20 protein-coding genes and 2 pseudogenes are annotated in these 21,063 nt (G+C 32.9%); 21 read left to right on the forward strand and 1 reads right to left on the reverse strand.

The features are described from left to right. From JCM7501_RS10665 to JCM7501_RS10695, 10 genes and pseudogenes are all read left to right on the forward strand, one after another. Positions 1 to 606: pseudogene (locus tag JCM7501_RS10665) on the forward strand (S-layer homology domain-containing protein); the annotation flags it as partial. A gap of 145 nt (positions 607 to 751) precedes the next feature. Next, positions 752 to 1,456, forward strand: a complete 705-nt coding sequence (locus JCM7501_RS10670) for a YesL family protein (protein WP_028991720.1) — start codon at positions 752 to 754, stop codon at positions 1,454 to 1,456. Positions 1,457 to 1,931: 475 nt separating this feature from the next. Further along, on the forward strand, positions 1,932 to 3,371 hold the full coding sequence (locus JCM7501_RS10675) for an ABC transporter substrate-binding protein (protein WP_028991721.1): 1,440 nt from the start codon (positions 1,932 to 1,934) through the stop codon (positions 3,369 to 3,371). 74 nt (positions 3,372 to 3,445) lie between these two features. Next, a complete protein-coding gene (locus tag JCM7501_RS10680; RefSeq protein ID WP_245599044.1) occupies positions 3,446 to 4,375 on the forward strand; it encodes a carbohydrate ABC transporter permease in 930 nt (309 codons plus the stop codon). Positions 4,376 to 4,403: 28 nt separating this feature from the next. Next, positions 4,404 to 4,742, forward strand: coding sequence for an ABC transporter permease family protein (locus JCM7501_RS16700; RefSeq protein WP_256201411.1), 339 nt, complete (start codon positions 4,404 to 4,406; stop codon positions 4,740 to 4,742). Between the two features lie 55 nt (positions 4,743 to 4,797). Continuing rightward, a complete protein-coding gene (locus JCM7501_RS16705; RefSeq protein WP_256201412.1) occupies positions 4,798 to 5,244 on the forward strand; it encodes a carbohydrate ABC transporter permease in 447 nt (148 codons plus the stop codon). A gap of 26 nt (positions 5,245 to 5,270) precedes the next feature. Next, complete coding sequence (locus tag JCM7501_RS16710; protein WP_256201413.1) at positions 5,271 to 5,417, forward strand: hypothetical protein; 147 nt, start codon at positions 5,271 to 5,273, stop codon at positions 5,415 to 5,417. An 87-nt stretch (positions 5,418 to 5,504) separates the two neighbouring features. Beyond that, entirely contained in the window at positions 5,505 to 6,188 is a 684-nt protein-coding gene (locus tag JCM7501_RS16715) for a glycoside hydrolase family 3 protein (RefSeq protein ID WP_457921091.1), read from the forward strand. A gap of 44 nt (positions 6,189 to 6,232) precedes the next feature. After that, positions 6,233 to 7,627 carry a glycoside hydrolase family 3 C-terminal domain-containing protein gene (locus JCM7501_RS16720; RefSeq protein WP_256201415.1) on the forward strand — a complete coding sequence of 465 codons (1,395 nt, stop codon included), beginning with the start codon at positions 6,233 to 6,235 and terminating at the stop codon, positions 7,625 to 7,627. A 112-nt stretch (positions 7,628 to 7,739) separates the two neighbouring features. Beyond that, positions 7,740 to 8,942: an ROK family transcriptional regulator gene (locus tag JCM7501_RS10695; RefSeq protein ID WP_028991724.1), complete on the forward strand. Its 1,203-nt coding sequence runs from the start codon at positions 7,740 to 7,742 to the stop codon at positions 8,940 to 8,942. Positions 8,943 to 9,038: 96 nt separating this feature from the next. On the opposite strand, the pseudogene JCM7501_RS10700 reads toward JCM7501_RS10695, so the two are convergent. Then, positions 9,039 to 9,613 (reverse strand): annotated as a pseudogene (locus JCM7501_RS10700) (Uma2 family endonuclease). 221 nt (positions 9,614 to 9,834) lie between these two features. On the opposite strand from JCM7501_RS10700, the gene JCM7501_RS10705 reads away from it, so the two are divergent. From JCM7501_RS10705 to murQ, 11 genes are all read left to right on the forward strand, one after another. After that, positions 9,835 to 10,872, forward strand: a complete 1,038-nt coding sequence (locus JCM7501_RS10705; RefSeq protein ID WP_054644872.1) for a LacI family DNA-binding transcriptional regulator — start codon at positions 9,835 to 9,837, stop codon at positions 10,870 to 10,872. Further along, a complete protein-coding gene (gene rbsK, locus JCM7501_RS10710) occupies positions 10,860 to 11,789 on the forward strand; it encodes a ribokinase (protein WP_004399906.1) in 930 nt (309 codons plus the stop codon). Before JCM7501_RS10705 ends, rbsK begins: the two co-directional genes overlap by 13 nt. Further along, positions 11,786 to 12,178 (forward strand): D-ribose pyranase, encoded by a 393-nt coding sequence (gene rbsD / locus JCM7501_RS10715; RefSeq protein ID WP_004399905.1) that lies wholly within the window; start codon positions 11,786 to 11,788, stop codon positions 12,176 to 12,178. The genes rbsK and rbsD overlap by 4 nt, the downstream gene beginning before the upstream one ends. 22 nt (positions 12,179 to 12,200) lie before the next feature. Beyond that, the gene (locus JCM7501_RS10720; protein WP_028991726.1) at positions 12,201 to 13,691 is read left to right on the forward strand and encodes a sugar ABC transporter ATP-binding protein; all 1,491 of its coding nucleotides are present in this window, start codon (positions 12,201 to 12,203) and stop codon (positions 13,689 to 13,691) included. Position 13,692: 1 nt separating this feature from the next. Then, positions 13,693 to 14,649 (forward strand): ABC transporter permease, encoded by a 957-nt coding sequence (locus tag JCM7501_RS10725; RefSeq protein WP_004399903.1) that lies wholly within the window; start codon positions 13,693 to 13,695, stop codon positions 14,647 to 14,649. Positions 14,650 to 14,731: 82 nt separating this feature from the next. Next, the gene (gene rbsB, locus JCM7501_RS10730) at positions 14,732 to 15,655 is read left to right on the forward strand and encodes a ribose ABC transporter substrate-binding protein RbsB (protein WP_004399896.1); all 924 of its coding nucleotides are present in this window, start codon (positions 14,732 to 14,734) and stop codon (positions 15,653 to 15,655) included. A 411-nt stretch (positions 15,656 to 16,066) separates the two neighbouring features. Next, positions 16,067 to 16,909: a MurR/RpiR family transcriptional regulator gene (locus JCM7501_RS10735; protein WP_028991727.1), complete on the forward strand. Its 843-nt coding sequence runs from the start codon at positions 16,067 to 16,069 to the stop codon at positions 16,907 to 16,909. Positions 16,910 to 16,922: 13 nt separating this feature from the next. Then, complete coding sequence (locus JCM7501_RS10740) at positions 16,923 to 17,405, forward strand: PTS sugar transporter subunit IIA (protein ID WP_009051942.1); 483 nt, start codon at positions 16,923 to 16,925, stop codon at positions 17,403 to 17,405. A gap of 148 nt (positions 17,406 to 17,553) precedes the next feature. Continuing rightward, complete coding sequence (locus JCM7501_RS10745) at positions 17,554 to 18,930, forward strand: PTS transporter subunit EIIC (RefSeq protein WP_028991728.1); 1,377 nt, start codon at positions 17,554 to 17,556, stop codon at positions 18,928 to 18,930. A 47-nt stretch (positions 18,931 to 18,977) separates the two neighbouring features. Further along, positions 18,978 to 20,063 (forward strand): DUF871 domain-containing protein, encoded by a 1,086-nt coding sequence (locus JCM7501_RS10750; protein ID WP_028991729.1) that lies wholly within the window; start codon positions 18,978 to 18,980, stop codon positions 20,061 to 20,063. Between the two features lie 4 nt (positions 20,064 to 20,067). Beyond that, on the forward strand, positions 20,068 to 20,976 hold the full coding sequence (gene murQ / locus JCM7501_RS10755) for an N-acetylmuramic acid 6-phosphate etherase (protein ID WP_028991730.1): 909 nt from the start codon (positions 20,068 to 20,070) through the stop codon (positions 20,974 to 20,976). The last annotated feature ends 87 nt before the right edge of the window (positions 20,977 to 21,063 follow it).

Consider the following 21,063-nt stretch of genomic DNA (forward strand, 5'->3'; position numbering starts at 1 on the left):
TACAGTAACTACTGAAGTAACCCACTTCTCAACCTATGGGGCCTTTGAATATGACAAACAGTTTAAGGACGTATTAAAAGACTTCTGGGCATACGATGCAGTAAATGTACTAGCATCAAGGCATATAATAAGAGGAGTAGATGATGAAACATTTGCGCCAAATGCAAAAATAACGAGGGCAGAATTTGCGGCATTTATGATAAGAGCATTAGGGATACCAGAAGAGCCGTACGAAGGAGAATTTGAAGACGTAAAAGAAGGAGCATGGTATGCCAATGCAATAGAAGCAGCTTACAGGGCAGGGATAATGGTAGGAGATGGGAAGAACATGAGGCCGAAGGAACCAATAACAAGGGAAGAGATGACAGCAGTTATAATGAGAGTATACAGTAAACTTACAGGATACAAAGAAGAGAATATAGGTAATACAACTTCACAGATAATAATAAGATAAGCGAATGGGCAAGGAATGCAGTAGCAAACGTAGTGAAGCTTGGGATAGTAAGAGGATATGAAGACAACACCTTCAAACCAAAAGACAATGCTACAAGAGCAGAAGCAGCTGCTATGCTTTATAGAGTTTTGGATATAAGTTCTACTATATAATAGAATTTAAAGAATGTAATTAAAAAAGCAGCTACAAGAAAAAATTACTTGTATTTTATCTTGTAGCTGCTTAAAAAAGATTTTTTAATTGGATGCAGACTTGAATTATATGTTATTATTTTGTTCTAAATATGGAGGTATATAAATGTTTGGAAACTTTTTTAATCAAATGTATTTTGGGAATCCACGTAAACCAGACCTGAAACCAGAGGATATACCTAAAAAGGGAATACCATTATTTATTGATATATTTTGTTCTAATTTTTGGCAATTAATTAGTCTTAATTTATTATTAATAATCTTTAGTATTCCTATTATCACAATAGGCCCTGCTTTTGCAGGATTTAACCATGTTTTAAGAAACTATGTGTTTGGGAAAAATGTATGGCTGTGGAACGATTTTAAAGAAGGTTCTATTAAGAATTTAAAACAAAGTTTGATAATAACATTGATAAACATGTTAGTTGCTTTTGTGTTGATAAATAATTATAAAATTTACAGCATAATGAATAACGATTTCATAAAAAAATCAGGAATTATCATAACTGGTTTAATAAGCCTAATGTATCTTTTGATGAATATATATATTTTTCCTATGATGGTAACATACGACTTAAAAACAAAACATATTTTTAAAAATGCTTTTATTTTTTCAGTTATTGAATTTCCACGTACCCTCGGTATTTTACTAATTTGTCTGTTTGTTTTATTTGTAAGTATAATTTTAGCTTTTATACCATTGGCGCTAATAGGTTTTAGCTTGATGGGATTAATTATAAATGTTTTTGATAGAGTGATATTTGAAAAGTATATCGATAACAAAAATCAAGTGACAGAAAATGATAGTTAAAAAATTGATATTTTATGATTACATTGTCTCAAAGTAAGTGAAAGGGATAAAATACCTTTAAACTTTTTTGAAAGAAAGAAGGATTTTTTAATTTTGCGTCGAATATATTATTATACAAAAAAAAGTTTGTTGAAACAACAAATTAATTTAATGTTATGGTATTTATGAAGGGAAAAAAGATGGAATACTTCAAAAATGTACCACAAATAAAATAGAAAGGACTAATTCAAACAACCAACACGTTTAAATTTTATAATCCCTACGAAATAATAGACGGAAAACCTTTGAAAAAAATTTACGCATTTCAGTAGCGTACTGGCATACGTTTACAAGCAATAAAACGGCTCTATTTGGAGTAATCAAAAAATATAATAAATCCTAACAAAATCACCGAAGGGGAGGTGGGGTGCGAAATTGTAATTTTAATTTAATAATTTAAAGAACTTATTAGAGAATAAAAAATGGGGTGAAAAGAATGAGGAGAATTATTGCTTTGATTACAATTGTGATTATGGTGGTTGGCTTGTTATCAGGATGCGGACAAAATAGTCAAACAGGGCAATCTGAGTCAACTCAGCCAAAAGAAAAAGTATTAAAGATTTGGTCTTTTACAAATGAAGCGAAAGTTTTTGCAACTGCGTTTAAGGAGAAGCATCCCGATGTAAAAATAGAATTTACCATGATTCCAATGACAGAAGGAGAATACCAATTAAAACTTAAGTCAGCATTGCAATCTGGAGAAGGTCCCGATGTAGTTGCTTTGGAGTCTGATTTTGTGAGAGAATTTGTTGAGAGCGACTATTTGGTAGACTTGTCAGATTTACTACCTTTTGCAGAAGAGGTGAAAACGTATCAATTTACAATCGATATAGGAACTGACGAAAATGGTGTAGTAAAAGCTTTTTCTTATCAAGCAACTCCAGGACTGATGTATTATCGAAGAAGTCTTGCTAAAAAATATTTTGGTACTGACGATCCGGTGAAGATTCAAGAACTAGTATCTGATTTAAGTAAATTCGAAGAAGCGGCAAAAATTGTAAAAGAAAAATCCAACGGTAATACTTATATGATAGCATCAACTGCAGACCTTGGTAGGGTAATCATTGAGAATAGAGATAAACCGTGGATTGTAGATAGCAAATTGGTGATAGATCCAAAAGTAGAAGAACTATTTGATATCGCAAAAAATTTTAGACAAAATGGTTATGAAGCACAAGCTACACAATGGCAAGAAAGCTGGTTTGCTGGCATGAATGACTCCTTGGTAGATGCAAAAGGAAATCCCAAGCAAATATTTGCATATTTCCTCCCAACATGGGGCTTGTCTTATGTATTACAACCTAATTCAGCACCTGCAAAAGGCGAATCTGACGGAGGAAAGACTGCTGGTAAAGATACTTCTGGTGATTGGGCTGCCATTCCAGGACCAATGCCTTACAGGTGGGGAGGTACCTGGTTTGGTGTGACTAAGGACAGCGAAAATGTAGAATTAGCGAAAGAATTTATTAAATTTGTAACTTTAAATGAGGAAACATTAAAGAGCTGGGCTCTCGGAGTTTATACAAATGAATATTTGAAGAAGATCGATCCAAGCATAGGTGATGAACTACAACAACCAGCTGGCGATTTTGTATCTAGTCAAAAAGTAGTAGAAGAGATTGCTTCACAGTTTGGGAATACTTCGGCAGCTAAGTTCTTAGGAGGACAAAACCCATATGAAGTATTTGCAGAGGCAGCACGCCGTATTGACCTTGGTGGAAGGACCAAAAACATTCAAGCGACAGATTTCGTAGTTCAAGATGCATTGTGGGATCCACTTGATGCCTATGCATCAGGTGAAATAAGTAAAGACGAAGCTCTAAAACGATTTAAAGAGGCCGTAAAGAATGCTTTACCTGACGTTAATGTAGATTAAAATTGGAGTAGAGGAAATGTGAGATTTATAAATTCACATTTCCTCTACTCTCTAATATAAAATTAATGGAGGATGTGGTGGTTTTGGTGGAGAGCGGAATAAAGGTCAGGAAAAGTAATAGTAAGATAAACAAAAATTATTATGGATATATATTTACTGCGCCATTCATTATTGTGTTTTTATTGTTTAGCTTTTATCCTTTGATATATACTTTTTATTTGAGTCTAACAGATATGACAATAATGAGTAAAACTTACAATTTTGTTGGACTTAATAATTTTAAACAATTATTTTCAGACGATTTTTTCATAAAATCCGTGTTAAATACATGGAAAATATGGCTTATGAATTTTTTACCACAATTAGGTATAGCTATGCTTTTAGCAGTTTGGTTTATGAATAATAGGTTGAAAATAAAGTTTGTTGGGCTTTGGCGAACAGTTTATTATCTTCCTAACCTGCTTATGCCGGTTGCGATTGCTGCTCTGTTCTATAATCTTTTTTCACGTTATGGTCCCGTGAATCAGATTGCCGTTCGAGCCGGAATATTAGAAGAAGCCTTTGACTTTTTTAGAAGTCCGGGATGGACTCAATCTATAGTTGCATTTATCCAATGGTGGATGTGGTTTGGTGTCACTATACTCTATTTAATGGCTGGAATGTCATCAATATCACCTTCTTATTATGAGGCGGCGTTGGTAGATGGAGCTAGTTCGTGGGATATGTTTACTAAAATCACCTTACCTCTTTTAAAACCTGTGCTCATTTATGTATTAGTAACGTCTTTAGCAGGTGGCATGCAAATGTTTGATATACCTTATTTATTAACAGACGGTCGTGGTTCCCCTAATGGTTCTATAATGACTATGAGTGTTTTAATGTATATGAAATTTTCAAGTGGAAAAGGATTTATTGGAGCAGGAGCCAGTGTAGCTGTTATGATCTTTATTATTACCGCTATTTCTGCTTCTATAATAATTAGGCTTTTAAGAGAAAAAGAATAATGTTTTAAATCCGAAAGGGGGAAAAATAATGAGCTACACTATAAAAACAAAGTTAACAAAAACTTTTATATATATTTTTCTTGTAATATTATTTCTAATAACTATTGTGCCAGTGTGGATTTTATTGATTAATGCTACTCGTTCTACACCTGAAATACAGCAAGGGGTAAGCCTTTTGCCTAGTAACAACCTTTTAAATAATTGGAAGTATTTAACTGGTAAGGGAGCCAACATATGGCGAGGATTTATAAATAGTGCATTAATTTCTATTCCGGCAACTCTTTTAACAGTCTATTTTTCTATGATGACAGCATATGCAATTCAAGTCTACGATTTTGCCTACAAAAAATATTATATAATATTATAATACTTTTAACTATTATACCAACCAAATGGCTTCAATAATTGGATTTTACAAATATATGTCGATGCTAAATCTTTTGAATAGTTATATACCGCTTATTATTCCAGCAATAGCTGCTCCACCCATGGTATTTTTTGCATCGCAGTATTTAGAGTCTACTCTTGTTAAAGATCTAATAGAATCTGCAAGAATTGAAGGTGCTAGCGAGATTGGAATTTTCCATAGAATTATACTACCTATTGCAAAGCCCGGGGCATTTACTATGGGAATTTTATCTTTTGTCGCTTCGTGGAATAACTTCTTTACTCCTTTCATGTTAATCTCAAAGGTTGAAAAGTATACTCTTCCTATGATGGTTAAATTATTAAGGGGCGATATGTATAGGACAGAATATGGAGCTATATATCTTGGACTTGCAATAACCGTGATTCCAATAATAATAGTCTATGCAATGTTTTCAAAATATATTATAAGTGGTATTTCATTAGGTTCAGTGAAGGATTAGTTTTTGGATAAGAGGAGGAAATAATGATGAAAGCTTCATATTTAGACCCTAAACAACCTGTTGAAAAAAAGGTAGAAAATTTGTTAGCTCAAATGACAATTGAAGAGAAAATTGCACAATTAAGTGGTATATGGGTATATGAGATATTAGATGATATGATGAAATTCATATGAAAAAGCAAATCGATTAATGACTCATGGGATAGTCAAATCACCCGTCTTGGTGGAGCAAGTAATTTATCACCTCAAGAGACAGTAAAAATAGCGAATCAGATACAAAAATACTTGGTTGAAAATACAAGACTTGGTATACCCGCTTTGATTCATGAAGAGTCTTGTAGTGGCTATATGGCTAAAGGGGCTACTATTTTCCCTCAAACTATAGGTGTGGCAAGTACTTGGAATCCCAAACTTGTTGAAAAAATGGCTTCTGTGATTAGAGAACAGATGAAAGCTGTTGGAGCTCGGCAGGCTCTTGCACCATTGTTGGATGTTACAAGAGATCCAAGATGGGGAAGGACAGAAGAGACATTTGGTGAAGACCCGTATTTAGTTATGCATATGGGTGTTTCATATATCCGTGGATTACAAACAGAGAATTTAAAAGAAGGTGTTATTGCTACAGGTAAACACTTCGTGGGGTATGGAAATTCAGAAGGTGGTATGAATTGGGCACCTGCTCATATTCCAATGCGTGAACTTTATGAAATTTTTTTGTATCCATTTGAAGCAGCAGTAAAAGAAGCAAACCTGGGTTCGGTTATGCCCGGATATCATGAACTCGACGGTATACCTTGTCATAAGTCAAAACAACTCTTAACTGATATATTACGTAAAGATTGGGGCTTTGATGGAATTGTAGTATCTGATTATTTTGCTATTAATCAACTTTATGAATACCATCGTTTAGCGTCAAATAAAAAAGAAGCTGCTAACTGGCTTTAGAAGCTGGTGTTGATGTTGAGTTACCAAGTACTGATTGTTATGGCTTGCCTATTAAAGAGTTGATAGAACAAGGCGATATTGATATAGACTTTGTTAATGATGCTGTACGGCGAATTTTAAAAGCAAAGTTTCTATTAGGCTTATTTGAAAATCCTTATGTTGATGAAAAACGGGTTGTTGAAATATTTGACACTCAAGAACAGCGGCAATTAGCTTATAAAATAGCTCAAGAATCTATAGTTTTATTAAAAAATGAAAGCAACTTATTACCTTTGAAGAAAGACTTACAATCAATTGCTGTAATTGGTCCAAATGCTGATAATATTCGCAATATGATTGGCGATTATGCATATCCATGTCACATTGAATCATTACTTGAAATGCGCGAGAAGGACAATGTTTTTAATACTCCATTACCTGAAGGTTTAGAGGCGAAAGATATTTATGTACCTATTGTAAGTGTATTACAAGGAATTAAAGAAAAAGTTTCACCTAAGACAAAAGTAATTTATGCAAAGGGCTGTGACGTAATTAGTGATGATACGGCTGGTTTTAATAAAGCTATTGAAATTGCTAAGCAAGCTGATGTTGCTATTGTGGTGGTAGGTGATAGAGCAGGATTAACGGATGGATGTACTTCTGGGGAATCTAGAGATCGTGCAGACCTTAATTTACCAGGTGTACAAGAGCAATTAGTAAAAGCGATTTATGAAACTGGTACACCAGTAGTTGTAGTTTTGATAAACGGTAGACCAATGTCAATTTCCTGGTTAGCTGAAAAAATTCCTGCGATTATAGAGGCATGGTTGCCGGGTGAAGAAGGGGGAAGAGCAATTGCAGATGTTATTTTTGGAGATTACAATCCAGGAGGAAAATTACCAATTTCCATTCCGTGCTCTGTAGGACAATTGCCTGTATATTATTATCATAAACCCTCTGGTGGACGTACTAATTGGAAAGGCGATTATGTAGAATCAAGTACTAAACCATTATATCCTTTTGGTTATGGACTTAGCTATACTGAATTTTTATACAGCAATCTTAGTATTTCTCACCCAAAAGTATCTACACAAGGAGGAATAATAGAGATTTCTGCTGATGTAAAAAATATAGGGAAGGTAAAAGGGGATGAAGTAGTTCAATTGTATATACATCGAGAATTTTTAAGTGTTACACGACCTGTTAAAGAGCTTAAGGGTTTTAAACGAATTACTTTAGGTGTAGGGGAACAAAAAACGGTTATTTTTCAACTTTCTTCAGAGCAGCTTGGCTTTTATAATGAGGAAATGGAATATGTGGTAGAACCAGGCCGTGTAGAGGTAATGATAGGAAGTTCTTCAGAAGATATTCGGTTATTCGGTTCTTTTGAAATTGTTGGAGAAGTGAAAAAAACAGATAAAAAGTTTATGACACAAGTACGAGTGGAAAATAAGCTTTAAGATGGCAAAAAAAGTGATAATATATTTAAGGAACTTTATTTTAATTTTCTTTTAAGATTTAATGTGCTATAATTCACACTAGAAACTACAATATAAATAGAAGGGTGAACAGATGATAACAGCAGATCAATTATTAGTTAAACAAATAAATAAATCAATAGTGCTCAATACCATAAGAAAAAAAGGGAATGTTTCAAGAGCGGATATTGCACACATTACAGGTTTAAACAAGTCAACTGTATCTTTTCTTGTTGATGAACTTATAAACGAAGGTTTTGTTAGAGAAGAAGGGCCTGGAGAATCAAAAGGTGGTAGAAAACCAATTATATTAAGCATCAATAACAAGGCTGGCTGTATAATAGGCATTGATTTGGATGTGAACTATATATTAATTGTTTTGACTGATTTAATGGCAAATGTCATTTGGGAAAAGAAAGTTGATGTAAAAATTGGTGAAAGTCAACAGGCTATTATTAAGCGTTTAATAGAATTGATTGACGAAGCAATTTTAAATGCACCTAACACTATCAGGGGAATTTTAGGTATTGGAATTGGTGTGCCAGGCATTGTGGATTACAAAAAAGGTACTGTACTGATGGCACCAAATCTAAAATGGGAAAATGTGCCTCTTAAACAAATTATAGAAAATAAATTCAAAATTAAAGTACACATAGATAACGAAGCAAATGTAGGAGCAATAGGGGAAAAATGGTTTGGAGCAGGAATTAAATACAACAATCTTGTATATGTAAGTGCTGGAATTGGAATTGGGACAGGAATAATAATCAATGGAGAACTGTACAGAGGGACAGTAGGGCTAGCAGGAGAGATGGGGCATATGACAATAAATATACTTGACCATCAATGTAGTTGTGGGAATACCGGATGCTGGGAAAATTATGCTTCAGAGAAAGCACTATTCGATTATATACATACACAGTTGATAATGGGAAAATCTGATAATTATATAAATAAAGATAATTTTAATACACTTAGCGCTCTTGATATTATAAATTATGCTCAAAAAGGAAGCGAAATTGCAGTAGAGGCTTTAAAAGAAATTGGAAGGAAATTGGGTGTGGGAATTGTCAATGTAATAAATACATTTAACCCGGAACTTGTGATTATTGGAAATACGTTGTCTTTAGCAAGAGGTTTGATTTTGGATGAGATTTTGAAAGAAGTAGAAAAAAAGTGTCTTGTGTATAGATATCACAAAGTAAAAATCAAAACCTCTAAACTTCAATTTCATGCAGGAGCAATTGGAGCAGTTTCCTTGGTTATTTCAGAGCTGTTTGCATATCCGGGGCTTTGATTACATGAGGTGTTGAAATATTAGAAAAGGAATTATAAAATCAGGCACAAAAAGCCTGATTTATAATAATGCTCCTATAATAAATGTGCGGGTGTTTTAATAAGCAAATACATCTTTCAAATCTATTTCTAGATCTTCAAAGATAGAGACTTTAATTTTATTTCCTACAGTATATACATCAGGCCTTCCATATCTGGAATTTTCCTGTAAAATAAACACACTTACAACTTTACTATCTGGCTCTACTATCCAATATTCCTTTACTCCATGCTTTTCGTATAAATTAAACTTTTCTATTTTATCTCTACTTCCAGTTGAAGGTGATGTAATTTCAACAATTAAATCAGGAGCTCCTTTACATCCTTCATCATCTAGCTTTGACTTATCGCATACTACCACGATATCGGTTCTACAACAGTTTTTATTTCTTTATCACTTTTCTCATTTCCAGAAGGAAACCTTACTCCAAAAGGTGCAGTAAATACTTCACATTGCTTACCTCTAAGATATGCAGCGAAGCTTGTAAATATTTCTCTTGATATTCTTTGATGAATTGTCGATGGAGGAGTCATTAAATAAATCTGCCCATTTATTAATTCTATTCTTTGATTATTTGGCCAGTTTAAATAATCCTCATAAGTATAAATATCCTCTCTTTTTGGTAAAGGCATAATTAAACACCCCTTTAAAACTCTTCTTATACTAAGTTTAACATTTTATATTCCTAATATCCAGAGCAAAAATATCTCCCTTTTTATTTGTTGCATTTAATTATACAACTAACCTTATAAAAAATTTTTATTTTTATTATTGACAAAATGTCATTTTTATTTTACTATATAGTTAAGCGTTTTACTAAAACGTTAAACCAAATTTAATAGGTGATGAATTTATGGCTGTAACAATAAAAGATATTGCAAAACTAGCGAATGTATCAATTACAACAGTATCGAGAGTTATAAACAATAAAAGTGAAGGGGTTAGTGAAGAAACTAGAAATAGGATTCTTCAATTAGTGAAAGAATTGGGTTATCAACCTAATGCAATAGCACGAGGATTAGTTACTAAAAAAACTAAAACTATCGGCCTTATAATTCCTGATATTTCTAACCCATTCTTTCCTGATCTTGCCCGTGGTGTAGAGGATAGTGCTCACATTTACGGTTACAACGTCTTCTTGTGCAATACAGATGACAATTTGGAGAAAGAAAGCGAGTATATAAATGCACTAAAAGAAAAATATGTCGATGGTATAATATTTACCAGTAGTTCTATTCCTAAACATGAACACATTATGGAACTTGTCAAGAGTGGTATTCCTATTGTCATAATGGATAGACGTGTTGATTCTGAAGACATTTACGGAGTTTTTCTTGATAACTATGAAGGTGGTTACATTGCGACAAAACATCTCATAGATTTAGGGCATAAAAAAATTGGTTGTATAACAGGACCACTTTATACAAAAAGTGCCAAAGAAAGACTAGAAGGGTACAAAAAAGCATTAGTAGAAAATGGTATGGATGTGGATGAAAGGTTGATATTTGAAGGAGATTATAAGATAAACAGTGGAATAATTGGAACTGAAAAGTTGTTAGGTAATAATGAAAATATTACAGCTATTTTTGCCTGCAATGATTTAATGGCATATGGAGCGTACAAAACAATACGTTCATATGGGTACAAGATACCAGATGATATTTCAATAGTAGGGTTTGATGATATACAGCTTTCTCAAATACTAGAACCACAATTAACTACTATAAAGCAACCTGCATATGATATGGGACTGACTGCTGCTCGAATGCTAATAAAACTTGTAGAAGGGAAAAAGTTAAAGAAAAAAATTATTAATTTTAAACCTCAGTTGATAATACGCCAAAGCACAAAAAAATATTGGCTAAAGGTGGTAAAAAGATGGAGAAGATAGTTGTTGTTGGAAGTATTAATATGGACGTTGTGATACAAGTTCCGCATATTCCTGTAGTTGGTGAGACAGTTATTGCTTATGATTTGAAAAATTACGGCGGTGGTAAAGGGGCAAATCAAGCGGTATCAATTGCAAGGTTGGGTGGAACGGTCTATATGATCGGCAGAGTGGGAAATGATGAATATGGTAAGAAATTATATGAGGATTTAAAGAATGACAGCGTAGATGTTAAAGGGATAGAATTTGATTACGAAATACCGACGGGTACAGCTTATATTAATGTGAGTGAAAGAGGAGAAAACAACATAGTTGTTTATCAGGGAGCAAATAAAAGGCTTAATATAGAGCAAATAGAAAAACACGAAGATATTTTTGATGAAGCAAAAATGTGTGTAATTCAGTTGGAAATACCAGTTGAGACAGTAAAATTTGTAGTGGATTTATGCTACCGGAAAGGTATAAAAGTCATATTAAATCCTGCACCAGCATGTAAATTGTCTGATACGCTCTTAGAAAAAGTTTATATTTTAACTCCAAATGAAACAGAACTGGCTTTTTTATCCAAAAGTAAAATAGAAACAATTGCAGATATAAAAAAGGCCTCAAAATATTTGTTGGACAAAGGAGTTCAAAACGTTATAACAACTATTGGAGAAAAAGGAAGCTTTTTTATCAATAAGGATACAGAAAAACTATTTGATGCGATCAAAGTTACTGCTGTTGATACAACAGCAGCGGGTGATTCATTTACAGGAGCATTAGCAGTGGCATTAAGTGAAGGGAAGAACATTGAAAGTGCAATAGAATTTGCTACATACGTAGCAGCATTAACGGTTACTAAAGAAGGCGCTCAGTCATCCTTGCCTTATAGAGATGAGGTAGAAAAATTTATTAAAGAAAGGGGTTATAACAAATGAAAAAGACAGATTTGTTAAATAGTGAAATTTCAGAAGTTGTTGCAAGATTAGGGCATACAGATTTGTTGGTGATTGCTGATAGTGGATTACCTATACCAGATGGTGTTAAAAGAATTGATATTGCTTTAACAAAAGGGATACCGAGTTTTAAAGATACATTAAATACGGTACTTACTGAGTTGGGAGTAGAAAAAGCATATATTGCGAAAGAAATGATAGATAAAAATAACGATTTATACCTATACCTTCTCGAGCTATTTGGAGAAAAGCTAATAATTATTAGCCATGAAGATTTAAAGGCAATGTCAAAAAACGCTAAAGCTATTATTAGGACTGGTGAATATAAGCCATATGCAAATATTATTTTAGAGTCAGGTGTGGAATTTTAACAATCCAAAGGGGGAATAATTTTTGGAACCCGTTTTAGAGATGAGGAATATAACGAAAAAGTTTGGCAATGTTAAAGTTCTGGATAATGTAAGCTTAACCCTTTATAAAGGTCATGTCTTAGCTTTATTAGGTGAAAATGGGGCAGGAAAGTCAACTTTGATGAAAATTCTCTGCGGCATTTATGAGAAAGATGAAGGAAGTATTTATATAAAAGGGGAAGAAGTAAATATAAGAAATGTCAAAGATGCTGAAAAATATGGCATTGTTATGATTCATCAAGAGCTCAATCTTATACCATCACTTAGTGTTGCTGAAAATATTTTTTTAGGGAGGGAATATCTAAAATCATTTAACGTTATAGATTGGAAAAAAATAAAGCAAGAAGCTGCTAAAAAGCTTAGCGAATTGGGTATGAATATAAACGTTAATAGGCTGGTAAAGTACTTGAGTGTTGGAGAACAACAAATGGTTGAAATAGCTAGAAGTTTATTGATGGATGCTGAGATATTAATAATGGATGAACCAACTGCTGCTTTAACAGAGGCAGAGACAAAGAAATTATTTGAGGTCATAAGATCGCTTAAATCAGAAGGCCGAACTATTATTTATATATCTCACAGAATGAATGAAATTTTTGAAATTTGTGATGACTATATTGTTTTAAGAGATGGACGCTTTATTTCTCAAGGCAAAATTAACGAAGTTACACGTGATGAGTTAGTTACAATGATGGTCGGAAGAGAACTAAAAGAACAATATCCTCGTGAATCTGTTCCGCTGGGAGAGGAAATATTGCGAGTAGAAAATCTTAGTGTGAAGGGTTTATTTGAAAATATTAATTTTACAGTCAGAAAAGGTGAAGTAGTAGGGTTTGCTGGTTTGATAGGTGCAGGAAGAACTGAAGTGGCCAAAACAATATTTGGTTTTTATAAGAAAACCTCAGGTAAAATTTATCTTGAAAATGAGGAGCTAAAGATAAATAATCCAAAAGATGCTATCGATAATGGAATAATATATTTATCTGAAGATAGAAAAAATGACGGTTTGATATTAAAGCATACTTTAAAAGAAAATATGACGCTTTCAGCATTAAAAAGTATTTCTGATTATATAGGCACTATTTACCATTCTAAAGAAAAATATTTAGTAAACCAAATGATTGAAAAATTAAACATTAAGACCTCTTCAATAAATCAAAAAATATCTAAACTGAGTGGAGGAAACCAACAAAAAATTGCTATTGCCAAATGTTTATTGACAAATCCTAAATTAATTATTCTTGATGAACCAACTCGAGGCATTGATGTTGGAGCAAAAAATGAAATATATAAATTGATTAATAATTTAAAAAAGCAAGGTATTGGTATAATTTTAATATCTTCAGAATTGCCAGAGGTTTTGAATATTAGCGATAGAATTATTGTAATGCATGAAGGAAGGATAACAGGCGAAATACTTCATGAAGAAGCGACAGAAGAAAAGGTAATGTTAAAAGCTGTAGGAGGGGAATGAGTTGAATTTACCGGAAGAAAAAGTAACAAAAATAAATATTAGTGAATTTTTACTCAAAGCAAAATCTTTGATAGGCTTAGTAGGGTTAATCGTTGTATTTTCAATATTATCACCAAGATTTTTAGATTATTATAATCTTACAAATGTTTTAAGACAGACTTCCCTAAATGCAATAATGGCTGTGGGTATGACGTTTGTAATATTAACAGGTGGAATAGACTTATCTGTAGGTTCTATATTAGCCTTTTCAAGTGCAATTACAGCTGGCATGTTAAAAGACGGTTCTCCATTAATTATAGCGGTATTAGCAGGTTTAATAATAGGTACCGGTTTAGGATTTTTTAATGGTTTTGTCATAATTAGATGGAATATACCACCCTTTATTGCGACATTTGCCATGATGACAGTAGCAAGAGGTCTAACACTTGTATATACCAATGGACAACCAATAACGGGTTTAGGTGCGGCTTTTGGTTATATTGGCAACGGTTATATTGGGCCGATACCTGTACCAATAATTCTTACGGTTCTTATCTTTGCGATAGGTTATTACATTTTAAAGAATAATAGACTTGGAAGATATGTCTATGCTACAGGGGGCAATATACAGGCTGCTAAATTGGCTGGTATTAATACTAACAATATAATTCTATTTGTGTATTCTTTAAGTGGCTTTTTAGCAGCAATAAGTGGTTTAATAATTACTTCAAGGTTAAATTCCGCAGCTCCAACAGCGGGACAGGGTGCTGAACTTGATGCCATAGCTGCGGTTGTACTTGGAGGTACAAGTTTATCAGGTGGCGAAGGGGGAGTAATAGGTACTCTGATAGGTGCTTTGATAATAGGCATTTTAAATAATGGCTTAAATTTACTTAACGTTTCGCCTTTTTATCAGCTTATAGCTAAAGGTGCAGTAATATTACTTGCTATAGCATTAGACAAAAAAGAAAGTAGATAAAGGGGGTGTTTTAGGAAGGTTTTAATTGAAAAACAAAAAGTTTTAAAAATTAAAAATTTAATTAAAAGGGGAGAATTGAATTATGAGAAAATCAAAAATTTTGTTCCTTTTATTAACATTTATTTTAACTGTTGCGTTAATTGCTGGATGCAGTACAGGTAATACCAATAATACTTCAAATGCTAAAGAAGAAAAGACTATAGGTTTAGTTATATCGACGCTTAATAACCCGTTTTTTGTAACATTAAAAAATGGTGCAGAGGCCAAAGCAAAAGAATTAGGTTATAAATTGATAGTAGAAGATTCACAAAATGACTCTTCAAAAGAACTTTCTAATGTAGAAGATTTAATTCAACAAAAAGTAGACGTTTTGCTTATAAATCCTGTAGATAGCGATGCTGTAGTTAATGCGATAAAAGAAGCAAATAGCAAAAATATACCAGTTATTACTTTGGACAGGTCTGCAAATGGTGGAGATGTTATTTGTCACATAGCTTCAGATAACGTAAAAGGTGGAGAAATGGCAGCAGAGTTTATTGCCAAAACGCTAAATGGGAAAGGAAACGTAGTAGAACTTGAAGGCATACCAGGTACTTCCGCTGCCAGAGATAGAGGCAAAGGATTTGATGAAGCTATCGCTAAATATCCAGATATAAAAATTATAGCAAAACAAGCTGCTGATTTTGATCGTTCAAAAGGTTTATCAGTAATGGAAAATATCCTTCAAGCCCAACCTAAAATTGATGCAGTATTTGCGCAAAATGATGAAATGGCATTAGGTGCAATAAAGGCAATAGAGAGTGCAAATAGGCAAGGAATTTTAGTAGTTGGATTCGATGGGACAGATGATGCGTTGAAAGCTATAAAAGATGGCAAAATGGCTGCTACGATTGCTCAGCAACCAGCTTTAATAGGTTCTCTTGGAGTAGAAATGGCTGACAAATATCTAAAAGGTGAAAAGGTAGAAAAATTTATACCAGCTGAGCTTAAACTTATAACGAAGTGATATGATATCAATACAGATGAGGAAAATAGAAAAACGAATGCGAATCTAAAAAGCCTGCCGTGTTTTGGGCAGGCTTTTTGCTAATACAAGGAAATAATAGCTGTAAATGAATGAACATAGACTTTAATTAAAATAATAGTATAATATCATAATCATAAATAGAGGATAAAAAATAGTAAGTGGTGATTATATGAATAAAATAGATTATCTTATAAATGAAATAAAATTACTTCCCCACAAAGGATTGGCTAAAACCTGAGGAGGACGAGGCATGGCAGAACTTATAAAAGGCGATGTGGGATAAAAGTTTTAAAACATTTTATGAAACCAAATTACAAAACCATAAAAAATACTTGAAATATTATTTCATAAGTAGTATAATATAAACTAGAAAGGAGTGTAAACATTAACATGCCAGGAGATATAGAGAAAATTAGAGCAGTTATTAATAATTTAAAACCATCAGAAAGAAAAATTGCTGAGTATATAATTGAAAATGCTGATAAGATTTCAGATTTATCTGTAGCTGAACTTGCAAAAAACAGCAATACCAGTGAAGCAAGTGTTGTGAGATTTTGCAAAAGTCTCGGATACAAAGGATATCAAGATTTAAAAATAAAAATTGCTGCAGACTACACATATAAGACAAAAAGTATTCAAGGTTTTGTTAATATAGATGATGATATTAATACCATAATTGTGAAAATATCTAAAAATAATATGGACTCAATAGAAAAAACAATGGATATGTTAGATAGAAACGAAGTAGAAAGAGCTGTTATTGCTATTTTAAATGCCAATAAAATAGACATTTATGGAGTTGGAGCATCTGCTATTGTTGCACAAGATATGTTGCAAAAATTTATGAGGATAAATAAATCTTGTACGGCATACAGTGATTCTCACATGCAACTTGCATCTGCGGCTAATCTTCGCCAAGGAGATGTGGCAATTGGTATTTCGTATTCAGGTCAAACAGCAGATACTGTTGACGCTTTAAGGTTAGCTAAAAATTCGGGTGCTACAACAATTTGTATAACAAGGTTTGGTAATTCACCTATAACAGAAGTTTCAGATATAAAACTTTTTGTATATTCTACTGAAGCAATCTTTAGAAGTGGTGCAATGGCATCAAGGATGGCACAACTTAATGTAGTAGATATATTGTTTTCTATAATAGCCTGCAGGAAATACGATGAGGTAATAAAATATTTAGAAAATACAAGTGAAGCGGTCTCATCAAGAAAATACTGAAGGAGAGGTTTGTATGTTTAATATATTTAAAAAAAAGACTGATAAACTATTAATTAAAGCACCTGTTGATGGAGATGTGGTAGAAATAGTAGATGTTCCAGATGAAGTGTTTGCTCAAAAACTTATAGGAGATGGTGTTGCTGTGATACCTGAAGCCGATATATTTGTTTCTCCTGTTGATGGTATTGTAACAGCTGTTTTCCCTACAAAACATGCAATAGGTATTAGGACAAAAGAAGGAATTGAGGTAATGATTCATGTAGGAATTGATACTGTAAAACTAAATGGTGAAGGATTTGTTACGTTTGTAACTGAAGGTGATAAAGTAAAAGTTGGCGATAAACTATTAAAGGTAGAAAGAACTTTAATAAAATCAAAAGCTAAATCACTCGTTTCCCCTATAGTAGTAACTAATATGGATAGGATAAAAGAATTTAAAAAAATGACAGGTAAAGCGACTGCTGGGCAGACCGTTGTAATTGAGGCGGTTATTTAATTTGGTTCAATGTGAAATAAATTTTCATAAATACTTCATATTTATGAAACAATACAACATATAAGGAGGTGGGAGGTAAGTATATAAGATTCATATGTTTAATTATCATTACCATTTAAATACTAAATTGAAGATAGGGGGATTAAGAATGTCAAGAGAAAAAGAAATAGCCCAAGGAATTATTAAAGAGTTGGGCGGAAAAGAAAATGTTATATCAATCACGAATTGCATGACAAGATTAAGAGTGCTTGTCAAAGATTATGACAAGGTTAACAGGGAAGCTTTGGGGAAAATTGACGGTGTTATTAAAGTCAATGAAGAGGGTGGAGAGTTACAAGTTATTGTAGGACCTGGTCTTGCTAACAAGGTAGAAAGTGAGGCATCAAAAATACTAGGTGGTACTAAAGTTGGAAAAGCAGAAGAAGTTAAAGCAGCAATTAGTGCCAAAAACCAAACACCTTTTAAACTTCTATTGAGAAGGATTGCTAGTATATTTATTCCTTTGATTCCAGGTTTAATTGGTGGTGGTTTAATACTTGGCATTACCAATGTTGCGACAAAATTTAATTGGATTGCAGACAAAAATTTATTGGCTATGTTAAGTTTGTTAGGCAGTACTATTTTTACGTATATGGGTATTATGGTAGGTATGAATACTGCTAAAGAATTTGGAGGTTCTCCTACAATTGGAGGTATTCTTGCTGGTATTATTTATAACCCTGCATTAGCTAATATTACAATTGGAGGGAAAGCTTTAGTCGTAGGTAGAGGCGGAATTATTTCTGTTTTAATTGCAGCAGCATTTGCAAGTTGGCTTGAGAAAAACATTAGGAAAAGAATGCCTAACAGTATAGAATTGCTTGCAACTCCTTTGCTTACAATTTTGATAGCAGGTTTTGCAACTTTATATGTACTACAACCTTTAGGCGGATATATAGCTGATGGTATTGGCAAGGCGGTAACTGTTGCAATTGCAGGAAAAGCTGGTGTATTTACAGGATTTATACTTGCTGGTACATTTTTACCATTAGTTATGACAGGCTTGCATCAGGGTTTGACACCTATCCATGTGCAATTAATTGAGTCGACAGGAGTTACTATATTACTTCCTATTTTAGCGATGGCGGGAGCAGGTCAAGTTGGAGCTGCATTAGCAGTATATGTGAAGACCAAGAGCAAACAACTTAAAAAAATTATAGAAGGCTCAATACTTGTCGGTATTTTCGGTATTGGAGAACCATTGATTTATGGTGTTACTTTACCACTTGGGAGACCTTTTATAGGGGCATGTATAGGAGGTGCTTTTGGAGGAGCATTTGAGGCTCTAAACGTAGTTGGTGCAAGAGGGTTAGGTATATCTGGTATACCTTTGGCTGCTCTTATTGAGCCAAATAAAATTATTTATTATGTTTTAGGATTATTGATATCGTATACTGCAGGATTTATAGCTACCTATCTATTAGGATTTGAAGATCCAGTTGATGAAGAAATAGAAAATTCACAACCATTTACTTTTAATGTTTGATACAATTAAAAAGGGGCGTTTGCCCCTTTTTAGGAGGAGATGATGAGGTGGCTGTTGGTATTTCGGTTTATACTACAGAAGACTTTGCACAGCAAAAGAACAAGGAATATATAAAAATGGCAAAAGACAATGGGATAAATATGGTTTTTACGTCGATGCATATGCCTGAGGTTGAATATGATAAAAAATTAAATGAATTTGAAGATTTAATTAAATATATTAAATTACTAGATATGAAATTAACTATTGATATTTCGCCTGTAACAATGAATATATTAAATTCCTCAATAACAGATTTAAAACCTTTTTATGATTTGGAAGTAGATTGTTTAAGGCTTGATTATGGTTTTACTGCAGAGGAAATAGCTGAAATGACAAACAACAAATATGGAATTAAAATAGAGTTAAATGCCAGCACAATAACAAAAGAAGAAATAGAGAAATTGATAAAGCTAAAAGCTAATATAGATAATTTGACAACTTGCCACAATTATTATCCTAAACCGTATACAGGTCTTTCCTATAAGTTTTTTAAAGAAAAGACAATGATGATAAAAAATTACGGACTTAAGGTATCGGCATTTATTCCTTCTTTGGAAGGTAGGAGAGGGCCAATATATGAGGGATTGCCGACGCTTGAAATGCATAGAAACATAAAACCTTACACAGCAGCGAGACATTTAATTTATTCTGGGTTGATAGATGACATATATTTTGGGGATGCATATGCATCTATAAATGAAATAAGAGATGTTGTCTCAATAAATAAAGATGTCATTGAATTAAATATCAATCTTATTAGGGATATAACAGATTATGAGAAAGACATAATTTTTGCTGGTATTCATACAAATAGGTCTGATGCTTCTGAATACATTATAAGATCAGAGGAGTCAAGGGGTTATGCAAAGATAGGGAAAGCAATAAAGCCGTATAATTGCATTGAAAGAAAGAAATACAGTGTTACAATTGATAATTACGGTTTTAAAAGATATTCGGGAGAGCTTAATATTTGTTTGATTGATATGCCTCAAGATGAAAGAGTAAATGTGATAGGACATATACCTGAAGAAGAACATATATTGGTAGATTTAATTAGACCGGGGACAAAATTTAAATTTAGAAAGGGTTGATACAATGGATTTAGATAAACTTATAACGGAAGGAAGAAACCCTGATACACTTGATATTGATAGATTAAGTACAGAAGATATGTTAAAAAAAATAAATAATGAAGATAAAAAAGTTCCAATAGCTGTTGAAAAAGAAATACCTAATATAGCAAAAGCTGTTGATATTATAGCAGAAAAATTAAAACAAGGAGGAAGGCTTATATACATTGGTGCTGGTACAAGTGGAAGGCTTGGAATTCTCGATGCATCCGAATGTCCACCAACTTTTGGAGTAGATCCAGAAATGGTGCAAGGGATTATTGCAGGTGGAGATGTTGCAATAAGAAAGTCAGTAGAAGATGCGGAAGACAAAGAAGACCTTGGTAAAAAAGATTTAAAGAAAAAGAATTTGTCAAGTAAGGATGTTGTAGTAGGTATTGCAGCTAGTGGCCGAACGCCTTATGTATTAGGAGCACTTAGATATGCTAAAGAAGTTGGTGCACATACAGTAGGGATATCCTGCAATCCGGATAGTGAGATGAAAAAAATAGTTGATATAATGATAGCGCCTGTTGTAGGGCCAGAAGTAATTATGGGTTCTACCAGAATGAAAGCAGGAACTGCACAAAAATTAGTATTAAATATGCTATCTACAGGTGCTATGATAAAACTTGGCAAAGTTTACAGCAATTTAATGGTGGACGTAAAAGCTACAAATGAAAAATTAATTAACAGAGCAAAACGCATTGTAAAATTAGCAACGGATGCAGATGAAAAAGTAATTGAAAAAATACTTAAGGAAACTAATTATAATGTTAAATTAACAATTTTAATGATATTAACAGGACTTAACCAAAATAAAGCAAAAGAATTTTTAGATAGGTCTAATGGTTATATTGCAAAGGCATTAATGCTTAATGAAAATAAGTCTTAAGAATAAATTTGAAGAGAAATTGAATTTATTAGGAAGTTTTATCTAAACTGAAAGGCGGATTAGTTTCCGCCTTTTATAAAAAATTTT

Source organism: Thermoanaerobacter thermocopriae JCM 7501 (assembly GCF_001310975.1).
GTDB classification, from domain to species: Bacteria; Bacillota; Thermoanaerobacteria; order Thermoanaerobacterales; family Thermoanaerobacteraceae; genus Thermoanaerobacter; species Thermoanaerobacter thermocopriae.